This is a genomic window from Bacillus sp. FSL K6-3431 (assembly GCF_038002605.1).
GTDB lineage: Bacteria > Bacillota > Bacilli > Bacillales > Bacillaceae_C > Lederbergia.
The window spans coordinates 2,108,423-2,127,095 of record NZ_JBBOCT010000001.1 but is presented as its reverse complement, the minus strand read 5'-3'; the positions used below and the strand labels follow the sequence as shown (position 1 = coordinate 2,127,095).

Genomic DNA, 18,673 nt, shown 5'->3' with positions numbered 1-18,673 from the left:
GATGGCATTCAGATTGCCAATTAGAAGAAAAAAGAAGGTTAATCGCTCTTGGTATGGTACACTTATCCTCTTTTTATTTCTTGGATTTTTCGGTGCTTTTATGGCATTGCCTTTAGTTTATACAATCAATAATGCATTTAAGCCGTTGGATGAAATATTTTTATTCCCACCAAGGTTTTTTGTTAGAAATCCAACGATCAATAATTTTATTGACCTATTTAATTTAATGGCCGATTCTTGGGTTCCGTTTACAAGATACGTCTTCAACACCTTTTTTATTACAATTGTAGGAACTGCAGGTCATATTATTTTTGCAGCAGCTGCCGCCTACCCATTGGCCAAACACAAATTCCCTGGGTCAAGTTTTCTGTTTCATATTGTTGTTTTGTCTTTAATGTTTTCGCCACATGTCACAGCGATTCCTAATTATATGACGATGGCAACTTTGGGCTGGGTAGATACATATTGGTCCATTATCGTTCCTTCATTTGCTTTTTCACTAGGTTTGTACTTGATGAAGCAATTTATGGAACAAATACCTGATACATTACTTGAAGCAGCAAGGATTGATGGTGCAAGCGAATACCGAATTTTTTGGACAATAGTAATGCCAATGGTGAAACCGGCTTGGCTAACTTTAATGATTTTGCTGTTTCAGCAACTATGGGGGACAGATGGAGGGAACTTTATTTATAGTGAGGAATTAAAAACAATGAATTACGCAATGGGCCAAATCATTCAGGGTGGAATAGCACGGGCAGGTGCTGCAGCGGCAGTCGCATTGCTTCTAATGTCGGTTCCTATCACGGTCTTTTTATTCTCACAATCTAGTATTATTCAGACGATGTCTTCTTCTGGAATGAAAGACTAGGGGGGCAAAGAGATATGAAGCTATATTCAAAAATCTTTTGTTCAATCATTGTAATTTTACTTGTGACAGTCTCATTAGCATCTTCTGCTTCAGCTGAAGTGCCATATAGTGGATATAATTATTCGTATTGGGAAAAATCAGAACCGTCTGCTATACCTTATATACCGGGCTTGGTTATTGATGGCAGTGATGCTCCGTTTGGTGCACTAAGTGCTCCGGATGACCTATATGTGGCCAATGACAAAATTTATATTTTGGATACTGGAAATAATAGAATTGTAATTTTAGATAAGCAATATGAATTCGTATCAGAAATAAAGAAATTTCAAAATGGAAAGAAAACGGATAGCTTTAACCAGCCACAAGGGATCTTCGTAACAGAAGAAGGGAATATTTACGTTGCGGATACTGCAAATCAGCGGATTGTAGAATTGAGCGATGGGGGAGATTTTATTAGAGAAATGGGATCCCCTAAATCAGATGTCATCCGTGCGGGGTTCGAATATTATCCTATTAAAATTGCAGTGGATAAAGCAAAGCGAATTTATGTTATTAGCCGTGGTGTTTATGATGGAATTATTGAGTTTGATTCAGATGGGAATTTTACTGGTTATACGGGTGCTAACAAAGTTACCTTTAATCCTATCGACTATTTTTGGAGACTGATGGCTACGAAATCTCAGCGTGCGAAAATGGCATTGTTTATTCCTATTGAGTTTAACAACATAGACCTAGATAAAGAGGGGTTTATTTATGTGACCAATTCGGAAAAAGATACAAAAACTCCAATCCAACGTTTGAATCCAAGTGGTGAGGACGTTATACGAAAAGAAGGATATCACAATGTTAAAGGGGATATACTTTATCCAAATACAGGTAGCCTAGCAGGAGGGTCCACGTTTATTGATGTAAGTGTAAATAATTATGGAATGTATAGCGCGCTAGATTCCAAGAGAGGTAGAATTTTTACCTATGATGAAGATGGAAATTTACTTTATATATTTGGAAAGCTGGGAAATCAATCAGGAACATTTAAGACTCCTTCGGCTATTGAAAGATTGGATGAAGATATGCTTGTACTAGATAAGGGGTTTAATAATTTAGTTGTCTTCAAACCGACTGATTTTGGTCGAAACGTTAATGAAGCGGTGATGCATTATAATAGTGGAAACGATGATGCAGCCTCAGTAGCTTGGAGAAAAGTCCTACGTCTTGATGCCAATAATGAAATTGCTTATGTAGGAATTGGTAAAGCACTCCTTATGGAAGGAAAAAACAAGGAAGCAATGAAGTATTTTGAAAATGGTAATAATAGACTTTATTATTCCAAAGCATTTAAAAGACATAGACAGGAAGTTTTAAGGGAAAACTTTGGATTAATTATGTCCGGTATCATACTAGTACCGTTCCTATTCCTTCTATACAAATGGTTACGGAAAAGCTTTAAAAAAAGGAGGATGAATGCAATTGTGGAGTGAGTTGATTAAATATCCTTTTTATGTAACGATTCATCCTTTTAAAGGTTTCTGGGATCTTAAATATGAAGGAAAAGGAAAACCAATAATTGCTTTTTCTATCCTTTTTCTATTAACTATGATTATTATTTTAAAACGTCAGTTTACGGGTTTTATAGTTAATTTTAACAATCCAAATGAATTAAATAGCATTGATGAGTTAACGTTTATTGTACTACCTTTTTTTATCTTTTGTATTGCGAATTGGGCTATTACGACGCTTTTGGATGGAGAAGGAAAAATCATTGAGATTATTACAGTAACGGCCTATGCATTGCTCCCATTGGCGATAATTTATGCAACAACAATGATCATTAGTAATTTTATTACATTCGAAGAGACGCCTCTGTTTTTTTTATTGGAAGCTGTTGCGATGGTGTGGTTTCTGGGCCTGCTATTTGTTGGCATAATGACTATTCATCAATATTCTGCCAGTAAAACAATTATAACTTTTTTCCTTACCGCTATTGTAATAGGAATTATGCTATTTTTGGGCTTACTATTCTTTAGCTTGATTCAACAGCTAGCTTCATTCGTAGGAACGATTTATAGAGAAATAGTGTATCGAATATAGGGGGAGGTAATGTGATGTCCCGAAAAATTAGATTTATCAGTTCGCTATGTATACTCTTCCTGTTGATTGGATTGAATCCGATGGTTCATGTAGTTGCAGCAAATACAGAAGATAATGGGGAAAGTGAATCAGCAGAAGGCTTGCAACAATCAGATATAACAGTAGACAATGATCAGCCTAAGATAAATAATGACGCCGTCAATGTAACTGGTAAAGTAAATTCACTTAATACAGATGATATGAAGGTTGTAGTATCTAATGACAAACTTGAGCTTTATTTTAATGAAAAAAGACTAGATTTTGCTGTGAAAGATTTAGAGAGTGGAAAGGTTTGGTATTCAAATCCAATAGACCGTGACAGCGATCCAATTGCAGTCGCTGAAAATAAAGGGATGCTTTATGCGCAATTGGCGTTAACTTATTTTAATCCTAATGGCCAAACTACACGCCTTGATAGTTATAGAGATAGTGTACAGAAAGAACAATTCGAGTTTGAACAGATAGAAAACGGTATTAAAATAATCTACACGTTTGGAAATGCATCAAAAGGTATTGAACAGCTTCCGAGATTAATCAGTAAAGATAGATTTCAATCACTTATTTTAGATAAAATTGATGATGAGAAACAAAGAAAAGATGTTGAAAAGCGTTATAAATATATCGAGGAAGAAGATGTATATGAACGAAGAGATAATACCTTTCGAGATTATATAATTGACCGAACCGTACAATTATTTGAGGAAATTGGTTATACCGAGGAGGAATTAGCTAAGGACAATGATGAGCATGAAGTGGAACTAGAGGAAGAACTAAGCTTCCCCTATTTTGTAATACCTCTTATTGTTCAACTTGAAGAAGATAATGTAGTAGTGAGAATAGAGGGAAGCGAGTTGGAGTATAATCCAGTCTACCCTATTAGTACACTTCAAGTTCTTCCTTTTTTTGGAGCTGCTGGTCAAAATGACGACGGCTATATGTTTGTACCCGATGGATCAGGTGCATTAATAGAATTAAATAATGGGAAAAGTCAGTATCAGCCATATAAGGCACGTGTGTATGGTAACGATGAGGCTATATTCGAGAGGACAAATAGTTTAATTAGTGAATCGATAAGACTACCTGTTTTTGGAATGAAGCAGGGTAATCATGCGTTTATTAGCATCATAGAAGAAGGCGATGGGATTGCAGCAATTGAAGCAGATGTATCGGGGCGTTTGAATTCATACAATACTGTCTCTCATTCATTCATTATTAAAGAATCTAGCGAATTTACTCTTGCGGGTGGAGAGCGTTCAAATACTATTTCTATATTTCAAAAGGGTGATTTTAAAGAAAACCTTACTATAAGGTACGCATTTCTAGAAGGTAAAGATGCAAATTATGCAGGAATGGCAAGTTATTATCAAAGGTATTTAATTGATAATCATCAACTTGAGCCATTGACGAAAAAAGATGACATTCCTTTTTATCTTGAATTAACAGGTTCTATTTGGAAGAGAAATACATTTCTTGGTATACCGTACAAATCATTGGAGCCGCTTACTACATTTGAAGAGGCGGAAAAAATAGTAAAGGAATTGTTGGATTCTGATATTAGTAATCTAAAGGTACGTTATATGGGATGGTTTAACGATGGTGTAAACCATAAGATACCAAAGAAAGTGGAGGTTGATAATGAGATTGGGGGGCTAAAGGGGCTACAAGAATTTACTGAGTTCCTAACAGATAACAATATTGAGCTATATCCTGACGTTGCTTTTTCAAATGTTTATCGTAAGACAATAGATTTTAGCCCTACGAAAGATGCGTCACGATTTATAACAAAAAAGGTTGCGGAAGTATTTCCAACAAATCGTGCTACCTATCGGCAAGATTTGGCAAACCGTACATCTTATTACCTACTATCACCAACAAAACTTCCGACTTATGTTAATGAATTCATCACAGATTATGACAAATTTAATATTAAGAATTTATCATTACGAGATTTAGGAGAAAGAATACACTCTGATTATAAAGAGAAGAAAGTTATTAATCGAGAGCAATCAAAGCAAATAGGGGAAGAACAAATGAGTAAATTAAATGATCTATACCCCAATTTATTAACAATTGGAGGTAATGCACCGGTTCTTCCATATGCAAAGTCTATTTTAGATGTTCCGCTTTCAAGCAGCGGTTTCAATATAACTGATCGGAGTATTCCGTTCTATCAAATGGTTCTCCATGGGTATATTGATTACGCTGGAAGTCCAGTGAATTTAGCGGCTGACCAAAATATACAATATCAAATTTTAAAGTCGTTAGAGACAGGTTCAAACGTATATTTTAACTGGTTTTATGAAGAAGCTTCCACCATTAAAGAGACTGAATTTAATCATTTGATTTCATCTAATTTTCAATTATGGCAAGATGATGCGATCCTTATGTATAAGACAGTAAATTCAGTGTTAAATGATGTGCGCGACAAACCCATCACCTCACATAAAGAGCTTGCCAGAGGCATTTATGAAACAACATATGGTCATCATTTTTCGATTATTGTCAATTATAACGAACACTCTGCAGTAGTAGATGGTATGACTATTGAAGCCGAGAGCTACAAGATTAGACAGGGGGAATAAAAGATGTTACTTAAAAGCAATAAGATGTCCCTTGAAGAAAGAAAGGGGTTATGGGGCTGGGCTTTTATCTCACCCTGGCTAATTGGTTTCGTGCTACTGTTTGCCATTCCATTATTACAATCGCTCCGCTACAGTTTTAGTGAATTGACACTTTCACCAAATGGAATTAATTTGGAGTTTTTAGGGATAGCCAACTATCAGAATGCATTAACAGAGAATGTAGACTATAATAGAACGCTTGCCGAAGTTGTCATTGATATGGTCGTAAACGTTCCACTTATTGTTATTTTTAGTTTGTTTATAGCAAGCATATTGAATCAAAAGTTTCGGGGGCGGATGATTGCCAGAGCGATTTTCTTTTTGCCGGTTATACTAGCATCTGGAGTTATTAGTAGTATTGAAAGTGGAGACTTCCTACAGAGTGCAATGATGGGAAATAGCGGGGAAGATAATATTCAAACAGGGCTGCAAAGCTTTGAACTTGAAAAAATGATGCTTCATGCGGGTATGAACGATTTCATTGTCGAGTATTTAACAGGTGCTGTTAATCGGATTTACGAAATTGTTAGTTCATCTGGTGTTCAGATTATTATCTTTCTTGCTGGACTACAATCCATCTCCCCTCAGCTCTATGAAGTAGCAAAAATTGAAGGGGCAACTGGCTATGAATCATTCTGGAAAATTACACTACCAATGATTAGTCCATTGATTTTAACGAATGTAATTTATAGTGTTATTGATTCGTTTACGGATAATGACATGACAACATTACTTCAAGAAACAGCATTTAAACAATTTGATTATGGTTTGAGTGGAGCTATGTCATGGATATACTTTTTAGTAATTTCAGTCATTTTATTAATCAGTACCTTCTTTATTTCGAAAAAAGTGTTTTATCAGTAGTAGACTCTCGGAATTTCGAGGCATAAATCTGCCGAATTTCCAAAAACCTACTGGAAATTAAGCTTTATTGAATATTTGGTATTTGTTTTAAAAATTTTTTCAAAAAAAGACAAGGCAAAGAAGCATCACATATTTATTTTTTTAAAAGGCTGTTTTTGCAAACATTGCTTTACCAAGATAGTGCGTGGTTGATTTCCGCTACAGTTGCTTGCTTTCCGCGGGGCGGGCGGTGAGCCTCCTCGGCGTAAACGCCTGTGGGGTCTCACCTGTCCCACTGATCCCACAGGAGTCTCGCACTTTCGCTCCAATCAACCTTCAACAGATTTTCATTTAAAAGCAACAATCCCTTAGGATAGAGCATTTAAAATAGATTTAGCCATTGAAGAGAAAATATGACCGTAAAGAAACGATAGTTCATCTTTTTGATAAGCATACCAAGCGTCTATGTATTGGCACATCATGATGGCATATGTCCTTATGTACCACCTTTTTGTGGACCGATGCCTCCCAGATACCAAGTGATAATCTACTGACTTTTAAATCGATGAAAGTGCCGATCTGATAGTGATCCAGCAATTAATAAATGGGTGCAGCATTGTATGTAGCATCTAAAAGAATTTTAATGATTGTGCCCAAGGTAAGTACGTTTCGAAAATTCAATAGCGCTGTCAACAAGGTTGACATAATCATGCCGGGAAGCAGGTTAAAGTCTTGGATACAACGGTTAATCATATCGACTATCGTGGTGGATATCATGTAAAGATGGTATCCGTTGAAGTACATTTTCCGTGAACTGCTCCACCTTTCACGGAAATCGTATGAAAAGGAATAGATTTGAGAACAAGGTATGAACAGTCGCCCTACCATAAGCAAAAGAATATCTCAGTTGATTGGAGTGGAAGGCGTCCGCCTGAAACGGAAATCAACGGTAGCAGGCGAACACTTTGTATGTAGATTATTTATCTCGTTCCATACAGAATGGGTAATTCTACTAATAAAAAATAAACTCTACCCCTATTAAAAGTAGGAGTAGACATAAAAAAGTGGCACAAGAAAACCTTGTACCATCTGACTCGGTAAATGCCGAGAATCTATAGTAGTTATAGGAGGGAAGCTATGCAGCCGACTATCGCAGAAAAGAAATTACAAACGCAAGCAGTTGTAACAAAAGAGAAAAAGGGAAAGCGTAATCTCATTAGTTTAGAAAAACTAAAAAATTGGGCTTGGGTCATTGTCAGGTCGGTATTAATCATCGGGTTATCCTTTGTAATTCTTTATCCAATATTATTAAAGGTTTCTATAGCCTTTAAACAAAGAATGGATTTATACGATCCGACAATTGTGTATATTCCGCGCAATTTTACATTAGAAAATTTTAAATATGTACTGGAAACAATGGATTATTTTAAAGTACTATTAAATTCCTTTTTACTTTCGGGGGGGACCATGCTCCTCACAACTTTAGCATGTGCAGTTGTGGGATACGGATTTGCGCGGTTTAAATTTAAAGGTAGCAATATCCTTTTTGCATTGGTCATTTTGACAATTTTAGTTCCTCCGCAAACAATCATGGTGCCTACATATTTACAATATAGGAATTTTGATATATTTGGGATAATTGGATTGTTTAATGATGGAAAAGGAATCAAATTAATCGGTACCTATTGGCCATTTATAATATCTTCCATTACAGCGATGGGATTAAAGGCAGGATTATTTATCTTTATTTTCCGGCAATTCTTCAAAGGTGTTCCGAAAGAAATTGAAGAAGCAGCTCTTGTTGATGGTGCGGGAGTTTTTAAAATATTTATTAAAATCATGTTGCCAAATGCCGTCCCAGCTATGATTACTGTTATGCTTTTTTCCTTTGTATGGCAGTGGAATGATATTTACTTTACAACGATGTTCCTTGAACAAGCGAGTGTTCTCTCATCCCAATTGCAAATTGCGGGGTCAACAATAGCTTACAATTTATCAACAGCGGGGGGGCAAGGTGCAACAGATCCTTCTTATCTTTCCATGCTCGTAAATACAAGTGTTTTGCTATCGATATTACCATTAATTATTATGTACATGTTTGTCCAAAGGCATTTCGTAGAAAGCGTTGAAAGGGCTGGTATTGTTGGGTAATGGATGGGGAAAATCGAAAAGTGAAATTAAATTGATTTCATAGTCTTCGCCACATTTATTGAAAGTGTTGAATGTAAAATATATTAATTGAAAAGTGGTTATCTGTAAGCCGTTAAAAGAGCGGTATACAGGAAACCACTTTTTATATTTAGAAGGTTCAATCGTGTGAAGAGAGTACAATGATTTTTAAATGATGTAACAGAAGGTAAAAGAGAGATTTAATAAAGATTGATCGAAATGACAATATAAAGAGAAGTTCCCTCCTTAAAGTATTCCTAAAAAAAGTCAGCTTAGTCTTTATCTCTAACCTTATTGACAAACTTTAACCCGCAAAGTAAACTTAATTTATAAGGTTACCGATTAATTAATACATGAAGGGGTGCACAGGTGAATAAGTTAAAAAGTGAAGTTTCCATTGAATTAACTGAACGAATTTTACCATTTTGGATGGGATTAACTGATAAGCAGTACGGGGGTATATTTGGAACAATTGATTATGACCTACTTGTGGATAAAAAAGCGGATAAAGGTGGCATTGTGACTGCGCGGTTTTTATGGACGTTTGCTTCTGCTTACCGAGTAACAGGAAATGAAGCGTATATACAAACAGCTCAGCATTTGTATCACTTTTTAAAAGAACAAGTCCATGATGAGGAATTCGGTGGTTTGTATTGGCTTGTTGATTATAAAGGCAACCCGAAAAATACTAGAAAACATGTTTATACACAATCATTTGGTGTTTATGCTTTGAGTGAATATTTCCGAGCGAGTAAAGATGAGGGAGCATTGGCATTAGCAAAAAAACTTTTTTTCTTAATTGAAGATAAAGGTTTTGATAGGAAAGTAAATGCGTATCGTGAAGAGTTTGATCGTGAGTGGAATGAAATGCCTAATGAAATGCTTAGTGAAAATGGTCTTCTTGCTGATATTACGATGAACACTCATATTCATGTACTAGAAGCTTACACAACTTTGTATAAAGTGTGGCCAACAGAAGAGGTAAAAGAAAGAATTACAAATCTACTATATATTTTGCATGAGAAAATATATAATCGTGAAACAAAATTCCTTGGTGTGTTTTTTGATAAAAATTGGAACAGTCTTATTGATCTTAAGTCATTTGGTCATGATATCGAAGCAAGTTGGCTAATAGACGAAGCGATCAAAGCAATTGGTATCGAGAATCCCGCATATGACAAAATGGTCATTGATATTGCATATAATATTGCAGAATGTGCTATCGAAGAGGATGGTTCACTTATTAATGAACAAGCGGGGAATGTGCTAGACAGAACACGGATATGGTGGGTGCAAGCTGAAGCAATTGTAGGATTTTATAATGCCTATGAACGTACGAAAGATGAAAAATTCCTTGAACTTGCTGAGGGTCTATGGCAATACATACAAAAAAAAATCATCGACTGTAGAGAAAAAGGCGAGTGGTTATGGGCAGTAGATCTGGAAGGCAATCCGCTCCAGCTTAATGTGGGAGATCCGTGGAAAGCCTCATATCATAATGGCAGATTTTGTTTAGAAATAATGGAGAGGGTGGCTAAATAATGATACATGAAACTTACTATCAATTAGTGGAGAAACAAGAAAAATTTTTGACTAGAATAAATGAAAAAGATGTAGATTTCTATAATGGGATTTTTGAACGATATAAATATCCTGTTATTACGCGTCATCATGTGCCGATCCATTGGAGATTTGATGTAAATAAAGAAACGAATCCCCATTTCATGGAAAGACTAGGTATTAACGCCGCTTTTAATCCTGGAGCTATTTATTTTGAAGGTAAATATTACATGGTTGTTCGGACGGAAGGCCATGATCGTAAATCTATTTTTGCTTTGGCAGTAAGTGATAATGGTATCGATCAGTTCAGATTTATTGACACGCCGCTCGTATGGGAAGATATTGATAAAGAAGAAACGAATATATACGATATGAGGCTAGTAAAGCATGAAGATGGTTGGATTTATGGAATTTACTGTTCCGAAAGTAAAGACCCTGACGCTGATCCGTTTGACACATCTAGTGCAGTAGCCCAAGCTGCCTTAGTTAGAACAAAAGATTTAAAAAGTTGGGAACGTCTTCCGAACATCCAGACACCGTCCCCACAGCAACGAAATGTTGTTCTACATCCTGAATTTATTGATGGGAAATATGCATTCTACACACGCCCGCAAGATGGATTTATTTCTACGGGATCTGGTGGCGGAATTGCATTTGGGGTTTGCGAGGATATTAAAAAACCTGTAATCGCATCTGAAACAGTTATAGATGAAAGAAAATATCACACGGTATGTGAAGCGAAAAACGGCCAAGGGCCTGCACCGATTAAAACAGAAAAAGGTTGGATTCATATCGCTCACGGCGTGCGTAACACTGCGGCTGGCCTGCGATATGTATTATATGTTTTCGCAACAAGCCTAGAGGATCCTGCGAAAATTATCGCGAAGCCAGGAGGATATTTTATTTCTCCATACGACAATGAACGTGTGGGTGATGTGTCTAATGTTATTTTCTGTAATGGTGCGGTTGTAAATGAACATAATGAAGTGTTCATTTATTATGCTTCAAGTGACACGCGCATCCATGTTGCAACAACTACGATTGAGAAGCTAATAGATTATACGTTTAATACACCGGAGGATCCGTTCCGATCATTAGAAAGCGCAGCGTTACGCAACGCATTAATTGAAAAAAATAATGAACTGCTTAAGTAACATTTCGGTAGTCTGCGATAATCAGCATGGAATAAATGGCCGTAACAATGTATATTAACGGTAGGTCAATAAATCTATGGAAAAATTAAGTTCCATTGTTGTAGTAGGTGAGGAGTGTTCATATGAAAAATAATGTGACGATGAAAGATATCGCTGAAAAAATGGGCGTCAGTAGCGTTACCGTTTCAAAAGCGCTAAATGACAAAGAGGGAGTAAGTGATGATTTAAAGGAAAAGATTAAAGGTCTTGCTGAAAAAATGGGCTACCGTTACAATACGGCAGCACGGTCAATGAAAGATGGACTATCTTTTAATATCGGCGTAATAATTCCGGAAAGGTTCACAGGGTTAAACCAATCGTTTTATTTAAACTTTTACCAATCCATTTCAAAAGTATTGGAGAAACAAGGTTATTACGGCATATTGCATATAATGAGTGCAGAGGATGAAGAAAAGTTAATTTTGCCAAGAATTTACTTAGAGCAGAAAGTAGATGGCTTTATTATTCTAGGACAAATTAAAAAAACGTATATCCAAACGCTTCAAAAGATAGATATACCAACTGTATTTATGGATTTTTATGATGAACATGCTGATATTGATGCAGTTATTACTGATAATTTCTATGGGGCATATGACTTAACTAATTATTTAATTAGAAGTGGTCATGAAAAAATTGCATATGTAGGTAATTTGTATTCTACAAGTAGTATTCAAGATCGATTTCTCGGTTATTATAAATCATTGTTAGAACATGGCATTAAACTTAATAATAACTTCCTTATTAATGACCGTGACGAATATGGGACGTATATAGATATTGAGTTGCCTAAAGAGCTGCCTACTGCGTTTGTATGCAATTGTGACCAAGTTGCTCATAATTTAATTAGTGAATTAAAGGAAAGTGGTTATCATGTACCTGATGACTTTTCAGTAGTCGGTTTCGACAACGATATCTTTGCTTCTATTTCTGAGCCTGGACTAACTACTGTAGAGGTTGATGTGGAAGAAATGTCAAATACGGCAGTTAAGTTTATCCATGAGAAAATTGGAAAAAAGGATAAAAAGCATGGTCGAGTGCAAATCAAGGGGAAAATTATCTATCGCGATTCTGTTAAAAATATAAAGTGAAACTTCCATCAGTGGGGGGGGGTCATCCCCCACTGATGGTTAGTTGAACCAATCGGGCCTTTACGGGCAGTTATCCCCCACTTATCCTTCTTAGATTTCTGGATTGTCAACAGTAAACTGAACAAAAATTATAAGGTCTGTAATCTGTATTCTACTGGACTTTTGTAATCGAGTGTGCCGTGTATTCTAAACTTGTTGAACCAATTCACGTAATCTCTAAGTTCAAGTAGGAGCTGGTCAAGGCTTTCAAAGTGTGCACCATTCGCAAATTCCGTCTTGAACACTTTGAACATTGCTTCTGCCACTGCGTTATCGTAGGGGCAGCCTTTCATGCTTAAAGATCGTTCGATTCCAAAGGTTTTTAGGGCTCTATCTATTAATTTGTTTTTAAATTCATTCCCGCGATCAGTGTGGAATATTTGAATGTCATCTAGCCGTCTATCAATGCTTGATAACGCTTTGTAAACCAATTCAGCAGTTTTATTGGGACCCGCACTATGTCCAATGATTTCTCGGTTAAAAAGATCGACAAATAAACATACGTAATTCCACTTTCCGTTCACACGTACGTAGGTTAGATCGCTAACGACAACGGCCAATTCTTCTTGATCATTAAATTTTCTATTCAATACATTTTTCACAGGCTCTTCGTTACACTTTTCTTTGAATGGCTTGAATTGAGCTACAGTATAGTTCGATACAAGACCTTGCTCTCGCATAGTTCGGCCAATACGTCTTCTGGAAACAACGAAACCTAACTTTTCGAGTTCCACTTTGATTTTACGGGTCCCATAATTGCTTCGACTCGAGATGAAAATAGATCGAATTTGTTCGACGAGTTCGTCTTCGGGTGGTTTCTCAATAGGTTCATAGTAAAAAGTACTTCTTGGAATGGTAAGGACGTCACACATTGCTGATACCGAGTATTTGTGTCGGTTACTACGAATCACATCTACTTTCGTCCCATAATCAGCGCGGCTTGCTTTAAAATATCATTCTCCATCATCAGGCGTTGATTTTCCTTACGTAACTTGATTAACTCCGCCTCTTCAGGAGTTCGGTTGTCTTTCTCACTGAAGGATCCCGAAGACTGAGTTTGTTTCACCCATTTGTCGAATGCTGAAGCAGTCAAATCATATTCACGGATGATGTCAGCTCTTGGTTTTCCATTTTCAAAAAGTTGTACCATCTGGCCTTTAAATTCTTTTGTGAACGTTCTTCTGGCTCTTTTTTGGGTCATTGTAGATTCTCCTTATTTCTGTTAGTTGTATTCTACAAGACCTTAATTTTATTGTCTAACTTAGTGTAGCCCATCCATTCTCTAAGTCTTGAAGTGGGGGTTTTACTGCCTGTTAATCTGCGATAAAAGGAAAGTAAAGTTCAACGAGAGTGAATTTTGAGAATCCTAAAGGAGAACAAGGTAGTTAGTATACCTTGTTTCTTCATCGTTCTCAAAAGAAACTTAAGTTTAAACAAGGGAGAAGTCTATATTGAATAGTAAATTATATTCCTTTTTTCATCAGTTATATTCATATTTAAAGGTTAGTTTATACTTCTGGCTTTATCTCGTTAGAGGATGGGTTATTTATGGATTGATTCCAGCGGGATGTGCATTGATTTTGACAATTCGTGAAGTAAAGGATAATAAAGAACGTGATGAAGTAGCTGTGTTGTTTAAAAAGTATTGGCTTCGCTATTCACGTTACAAATTTCCATCCTTTTTATTTTCCTTCATAATCATCGTTTTTTGGTCCGTTTTATTTTCACTTAATATGCAGGACAATAGCTTGGCAGCTGCATTGACAATTGCTGCGTTTTACTTTTTTACAATGACATTTGTGCTTTTGGCTTATGCTATTTAATATCTCGCGTTTTCTCGAATGAACATGAAACAAGCAATAGTACATTCGTTCTATTCTTTGGTAAAGAAGTTTGTGCATACAGGGGCTGTTCTCATAGCAACCGTACTTCTATTTATTGCGGCGTACGTAAATTTTGCATTTTTCTTGTTTTTTGGTCCTTTTCTATATGGGCTCAGCATTCTATATACTTTTAGCAATATAAGGATGAAGGATACAATTCAACAAAGTTAATTAGTAACTTTGTTTAAATAGTAAAATAAAGTAATTGACAAGTTAAAACCTTGGAGATAAATTATAATTAAGCTTAACGTTAATTTAATATAAAGAAAAGGAAGGGGTTTCGTCATGAGGGGGAAAAGGTTTTTTGCTTTGCTTACTATGTCGCTCGTCTTTCTTGTTGCTCTTGTAGGTTGTTCAGATAAAAAATCATCAGGGGAAAAAGGTACTAGTGAGGAAGGTCTAAGTGGCGAGATTACTGTTATTACACAAAGGACGGACATTGTTGACACTGTATTCCAAGATTATGCAAAGAAATTTAATGAAAAACATCCGAATGTTAAGGTGCATTCCTTTACATGCCGAAGACTGATTTAAATGTAATTTCCACTGCTCTGTTCAAATTTAAAGGACCATATGGATCTCAGTGGGAGGTCGTTTCTGCGGGAATCATGATTGCGATTATCCCGACGTTAATTGCATTTTTAGCCTTGCAAAGATATATATATACAATGGATTTGCGCAAGGATCAGTAAAATAATTAGTAGATAATCTAAAAGCTCCATTTCAGCTAGCTGCTGGAAATGGAGCTTTTTATATTTGAAATTAAGTATTAATTTTAGAGATACAAGTACATAAAAATTTTTCTGTACCTCCTCCGACGTAATACATGTGCAATCAAAGTGGGAAAATGCCTTCGATTGGGACTTTCTTATTTAGCTGTGAGTTTGAACCAAGTACTAGCATAATCCCCATGCAGTTTAGGTAGGTTGATGCCGGCAGCTAGCAGCTGATCCCCGCCATAGATAAGTTCATCTTGTTCTGACATATAATTCACATCAGGATTCAAGCCTTTTAGGATAAGGCGTGTGTGAGGCATATGCGGTTCTGCGAGTATTTTGAAATAAAATACCAATGCTTCTCGTTTATCGGTAGAAACAAACATCCATGCGGCTTCATGTCCGGTAAAAGGACTTTTTAAACGGTAAAAATCTCCGGTTTGGACGAGTGGGCGAATTTCCTTATACATTGCTACTTGTTGCTTAGCGATGCTTTTTTCTTCATCTGTGAACGTTCGTAAGTCCATTTCGTAACCAAAATTACCCGACATAGCTACGTTTCCACGTGTTGTTAATGATGCCATTCTTCCGACTTGATGGTTTGGTATCGAAGACACATGTGCGCCAATGGAACTAATTGGATAGACAAGGCTTGTTCCATATTGAATTTTTAATCGCTCAATAGCGTCTGTTGTATCGCTTGTCCAAGTTTGTGGCATATAGTAAAGCATGCCTGGGTCAAAGCGTCCACCACCACTAGAGCAACTTTCAAATAAAATATGTGGGAACTTGGCTGTTAAGCGTTCAAGCAATTCGTATAAACCAAGTACATAGCGATGGGCGATTTCGCTTTGTTGATCAGCTGGCCACTCTACAGAGCCTATTTCCGTTAAATACCTATTCATGTCCCATTTAATATAAGAAATGGGAACACGAGTAAAAATATCACTTAATGAATCAAAAATATAATCGATTACTTCTTTTCTGGAAAAATCTAGGACACTTTGTGTTCTCAACAATGTACGGCGTCTTCCAGCTACATGTAAGCACCAGTCTGGATGTTTTCTATATAGTTCGCTGTCTGGAGAAATCATTTCAGGTTCTACCCAAAGACCAAACTGAAGTCCGGTAGATTTTACTCGATTAGCTAAATCTTCAAGACCATCCGGCAATTTTTGTTGATCTTCAAACCAATCTCCGAGTGAGGTTGTGTCGTCATTTCTTTTGCCAAACCAGCCATCATCTAATACGAATAGTTCAATCCCAAGCTCTGCTCCAGCTTTGGCAATTGATTCGATTTTGTCCGCATTAAAATCAAAATAAGTCGCTTCCCAGTTATTTACAAGGATTGGTCTAGTTTGATCACGGAAATTCCCTCTTGCTAGGCGTGTCCGGTATAAGCGGTGGTATGTTCTAGACATGCCACCGATGCCTTTTGCTGAATAAACCATAATTGTCTCCGGTGTTTGAAAATCTTTTCCTGGCTCTAACTTCCATCCGAAATCAAAAGGGTTAATCCCAATGGATAATCTTGTGTTGAAAAATTGATCGACCTCTGCCTCAGCTAAAAAGCTTCCGCTATACACGAGACTGAATCCGTAAACATCGCCATGGTCTTCCTCAGCATCAGGTCGCATTAATGCAACGAATGGATTTAACTGGTGGCTACTAACACCGCGTTTGCTGTCAATCACAATTGATCCTGGTGATAGCGATTTTCTTTGAACTTGTGCTTCTCTTGCCCATGCCCCAGAAAGGTACATCATCTCAAAATTATCATCATGAAAATCAATGCTAGCGCTCAATGCGCGCGTTAAGCTTACGGTCTTTTTTCCTTCATGGACGAAGCGAGTAGAACGAGCGATGGCATTATGATCGGCAAAAACTGTATAGCTTAAATAAACAGTTAAACCACAATATTCATCATGTAATTCAAGTTCTAATGTTTCTGCTTCTTTATCCGCCTCTGAATAAACAGAAGGTAGACCTTTTAGTTCAGGCTTTCCTTTTATTATTTTAAAGTCTTTATATATTAATTCAGTTATTCTACTACCATCATTTAACTTAACTTGATAAGCAGGGTTTCTAAAGTCACCTGACCCATATTGTGGATATTCTTGGGGAAGTCTATCAAGCGTATCCTCCAGTCGAGGAGCTAAAAAGTGATCTAAACTAGCTTCGTTACGCAATTTTTTTCCCCAATAAGCATGCGCTGGTGCGCCATTCACAATTTGAATAATATAACTCATTTCCTTTGATTGAAGATGAAAAATGTTGAACTTCTCTTGATGATAGATTGTCATTATACAAAACTCCTTTAAAAGTAATTACTAAAAACGGTAAGGCTTCTTCTTTATTGATAATAAGCTTAGGAGTCAAATTAGTATATGGAATGATGCTAAGGTAATCTGGTGAAATGCTTGATCTTAAAAAAACAATTGCATAAGGTTAACGATTAAGTTAATATTTATATTATAACAGATTAATAGAAAGTTGCTAATTAGCATGTCTGTCTCTGGATATAAAGTGTTTTTGTTAGGTAAGATTATGATTAGGGAGGAATGAAAGGTGAAGGAATTACTCATTAAGGGAATGACTTATGGGTGGAATTCATCAAGAGGTGCATATAGAACTCCTGAGGCTGTAGAGTCATTAGAAAAGTTAAAAAAACGGGTAGCGAATGGATAGCGTTATCTTTTTATACATATCAAAAAACAATTTTTTCAACAGAAATAAACTTTGATTACGGATTTACGATGTCCGACAGTGATATTATTTTTGCAGTAAAAAGCAAAAAGGCTAGGGATGAAAGTTTGTTTGAAGTCTGTAGTCAATTCAAAAGACGGTCTTTGGAGAGCGAGAATAGGCTCCCCACATGACGTATATGAATACTGGCAAAGCTGGTTTCAGTCATATACGAATTTTCTAATGCATTATGCGGAGTTATTTGAGGAATTAGGCTGCGAAATGTTTTGTATTGGCTGTGAGATGGTTGTACAGAATCTCAGACGACTCATTGGGAGCATGTGATTAAAAAAGTGAGAAGCGTATACAATGGGCCAATTGTATATAACGCTAACCATGGAAAAGAAGATGGGATTAAGTGGTTTGATAAAATCGATATTATTGGGACGAGTGCCTACTATCCAGTAGGTGAAAAACCGAACGATAGCTATGAAACGATGCTGAAAAATTGGAAACGAGAGTAGTCCGAATTGAAAAATTACATTATCAATTTAATAAACCTATTATATTTATGGAGATTGGTTGCAGAAGTGCAGAAGGCTGCGCAACTATGCCTTGGGATTTTGAACAAATAGAACTTCCATTTCATCAAGAGGAGCAAAATAATTTCTATAGATCTGTAATGGAAGCATTTTGGGATGAACCATGGTTTGCCGGATTTTTCTGGTGGGATTGGAGCACAAATCTGTATCCGCTAGAAGAAGCTAAGCTAGATAAAGGTTTTGATATCTATGGCAAAAAAGCGGAACAAACATTAAAAGAGTGGTATGTAAATCGGTAATATTATGAAGTAAACCATTTAACACTTGCTTTAA

13 protein-coding genes and 3 pseudogenes are annotated in these 18,673 nt (G+C 36.4%); 14 read left to right on the top strand and 2 right to left on the bottom strand.

The annotated features are described in order from the left end of the window. Position 1: 1 nt before the first annotated feature. From MHB53_RS10975 to MHB53_RS10935, 9 genes are all read left to right on the top strand, one after another. Positions 2 to 871, top strand: coding sequence for a carbohydrate ABC transporter permease (locus MHB53_RS10975; RefSeq protein ID WP_340918078.1), 870 nt, complete (start codon positions 2 to 4; stop codon positions 869 to 871). A 14-nt stretch (positions 872 to 885) separates the two neighbouring features. Continuing rightward, complete coding sequence (locus tag MHB53_RS10970; protein WP_340918076.1) at positions 886 to 2,349, top strand: NHL repeat-containing protein; 1,464 nt, start codon at positions 886 to 888, stop codon at positions 2,347 to 2,349. Continuing rightward, on the top strand, positions 2,333 to 2,959 hold the full coding sequence (locus MHB53_RS10965; RefSeq protein WP_340918073.1) for a YIP1 family protein: 627 nt from the start codon (positions 2,333 to 2,335) through the stop codon (positions 2,957 to 2,959). The genes MHB53_RS10970 and MHB53_RS10965 overlap by 17 nt, the downstream gene beginning before the upstream one ends. Before the next feature lie 14 nt (positions 2,960 to 2,973). Next, positions 2,974 to 5,580, top strand: a complete 2,607-nt coding sequence (locus MHB53_RS10960) for a DUF5696 domain-containing protein (RefSeq protein ID WP_340918070.1) — start codon at positions 2,974 to 2,976, stop codon at positions 5,578 to 5,580. Between the two features lie 3 nt (positions 5,581 to 5,583). Further along, on the top strand, positions 5,584 to 6,483 hold the full coding sequence (locus MHB53_RS10955) for a carbohydrate ABC transporter permease (protein WP_340918069.1): 900 nt from the start codon (positions 5,584 to 5,586) through the stop codon (positions 6,481 to 6,483). A 1,116-nt stretch (positions 6,484 to 7,599) separates the two neighbouring features. Further along, on the top strand, positions 7,600 to 8,613 hold the full coding sequence (locus MHB53_RS10950) for a carbohydrate ABC transporter permease (RefSeq protein WP_340918068.1): 1,014 nt from the start codon (positions 7,600 to 7,602) through the stop codon (positions 8,611 to 8,613). A 387-nt stretch (positions 8,614 to 9,000) separates the two neighbouring features. Beyond that, a complete protein-coding gene (locus tag MHB53_RS10945) occupies positions 9,001 to 10,173 on the top strand; it encodes an AGE family epimerase/isomerase (RefSeq protein WP_340918066.1) in 1,173 nt (390 codons plus the stop codon). Next, on the top strand, positions 10,173 to 11,345 hold the full coding sequence (locus tag MHB53_RS10940; RefSeq protein WP_340918064.1) for a glycoside hydrolase family 130 protein: 1,173 nt from the start codon (positions 10,173 to 10,175) through the stop codon (positions 11,343 to 11,345). The genes MHB53_RS10945 and MHB53_RS10940 overlap by 1 nt, the downstream gene beginning before the upstream one ends. A gap of 122 nt (positions 11,346 to 11,467) precedes the next feature. Further along, on the top strand, positions 11,468 to 12,475 hold the full coding sequence (locus MHB53_RS10935) for a substrate-binding domain-containing protein (protein WP_340918062.1): 1,008 nt from the start codon (positions 11,468 to 11,470) through the stop codon (positions 12,473 to 12,475). Positions 12,476 to 12,603: 128 nt separating this feature from the next. Here MHB53_RS10935 and MHB53_RS10930 read toward each other — a convergent pair. Beyond that, positions 12,604 to 13,715, bottom strand: a protein-coding gene (locus MHB53_RS10930; protein WP_340915606.1) for an IS3 family transposase whose coding sequence is annotated in 2 segments (ribosomal slippage) — positions 12,604 to 13,463 and positions 13,463 to 13,715 — 1,113 coding nt in all. Because the reading frame shifts where the segments join, the coding sequence is not laid out codon by codon here. Positions 13,716 to 13,965: 250 nt separating this feature from the next. Here MHB53_RS10930 and MHB53_RS10925 point away from each other — a divergent pair. The 3 genes and pseudogenes from MHB53_RS10925 to MHB53_RS10915 all read left to right on the top strand — a co-directional run. Then, entirely contained in the window at positions 13,966 to 14,337 is a 372-nt protein-coding gene (locus MHB53_RS10925) for a hypothetical protein (RefSeq protein ID WP_340918059.1), read from the top strand. A gap of 378 nt (positions 14,338 to 14,715) precedes the next feature. Beyond that, a pseudogene (locus MHB53_RS10920) lies at positions 14,716 to 14,904 on the top strand (carbohydrate ABC transporter substrate-binding protein); the annotation flags it as partial. After that, a pseudogene (locus tag MHB53_RS10915) lies at positions 14,904 to 15,094 on the top strand (carbohydrate ABC transporter permease); the annotation flags it as partial. The pseudogenes MHB53_RS10920 and MHB53_RS10915, both read left to right, overlap by 1 nt. 171 nt (positions 15,095 to 15,265) lie before the next feature. On the opposite strand, the gene MHB53_RS10910 reads toward MHB53_RS10915, so the two are convergent. Further along, positions 15,266 to 17,416 carry an alpha-galactosidase gene (locus MHB53_RS10910; protein ID WP_340918057.1) on the bottom strand — a complete coding sequence of 717 codons (2,151 nt, stop codon included), beginning with the start codon at positions 17,414 to 17,416 and terminating at the stop codon, positions 15,266 to 15,268. Between the two features lie 348 nt (positions 17,417 to 17,764). On the opposite strand from MHB53_RS10910, the pseudogene MHB53_RS26360 reads away from it, so the two are divergent. Beyond that, positions 17,765 to 18,322, top strand: a pseudogene (locus MHB53_RS26360) (glycoside hydrolase family 113). Continuing rightward, positions 18,307 to 18,639: a glycoside hydrolase family 113 gene (locus MHB53_RS10900; RefSeq protein ID WP_340918054.1), complete on the top strand. Its 333-nt coding sequence runs from the start codon at positions 18,307 to 18,309 to the stop codon at positions 18,637 to 18,639. Before MHB53_RS26360 ends, MHB53_RS10900 begins: the two are co-directional and overlap by 16 nt. Positions 18,640 to 18,673: the final 34 nt, after the last annotated feature.

What these genes read in the sequence shown, in the direction of transcription:
- MHB53_RS10975 (WP_340918078.1), top strand. Translation starts at nt 2, where the DNA reads ATGGCATTCAGATTGCCAATTAGAAGAAAAAAGAAGGTTAATCGCTCT.
- MHB53_RS10970 (WP_340918076.1), top strand. Translation starts at nt 886, where the DNA reads ATGAAGCTATATTCAAAAATCTTTTGTTCAATCATTGTAATTTTACTT.
- MHB53_RS10965 (WP_340918073.1), top strand. Translation starts at nt 2,333, where the DNA reads ATGCAATTGTGGAGTGAGTTGATTAAATATCCTTTTTATGTAACGATT.
- MHB53_RS10960 (WP_340918070.1), top strand. Translation starts at nt 2,974, where the DNA reads ATGTCCCGAAAAATTAGATTTATCAGTTCGCTATGTATACTCTTCCTG.
- MHB53_RS10955 (WP_340918069.1), top strand. Translation starts at nt 5,584, where the DNA reads ATGTTACTTAAAAGCAATAAGATGTCCCTTGAAGAAAGAAAGGGGTTA.
- MHB53_RS10950 (WP_340918068.1), top strand. Translation starts at nt 7,600, where the DNA reads ATGCAGCCGACTATCGCAGAAAAGAAATTACAAACGCAAGCAGTTGTA.
- MHB53_RS10940 (WP_340918064.1), top strand. Translation starts at nt 10,173, where the DNA reads ATGATACATGAAACTTACTATCAATTAGTGGAGAAACAAGAAAAATTT.
- MHB53_RS10935 (WP_340918062.1), top strand. Translation starts at nt 11,468, where the DNA reads ATGAAAAATAATGTGACGATGAAAGATATCGCTGAAAAAATGGGCGTC.
- MHB53_RS10910 (WP_340918057.1), bottom strand. Translation starts at nt 17,416, where the DNA reads ATGACAATCTATCATCAAGAGAAGTTCAACATTTTTCATCTTCAATCA.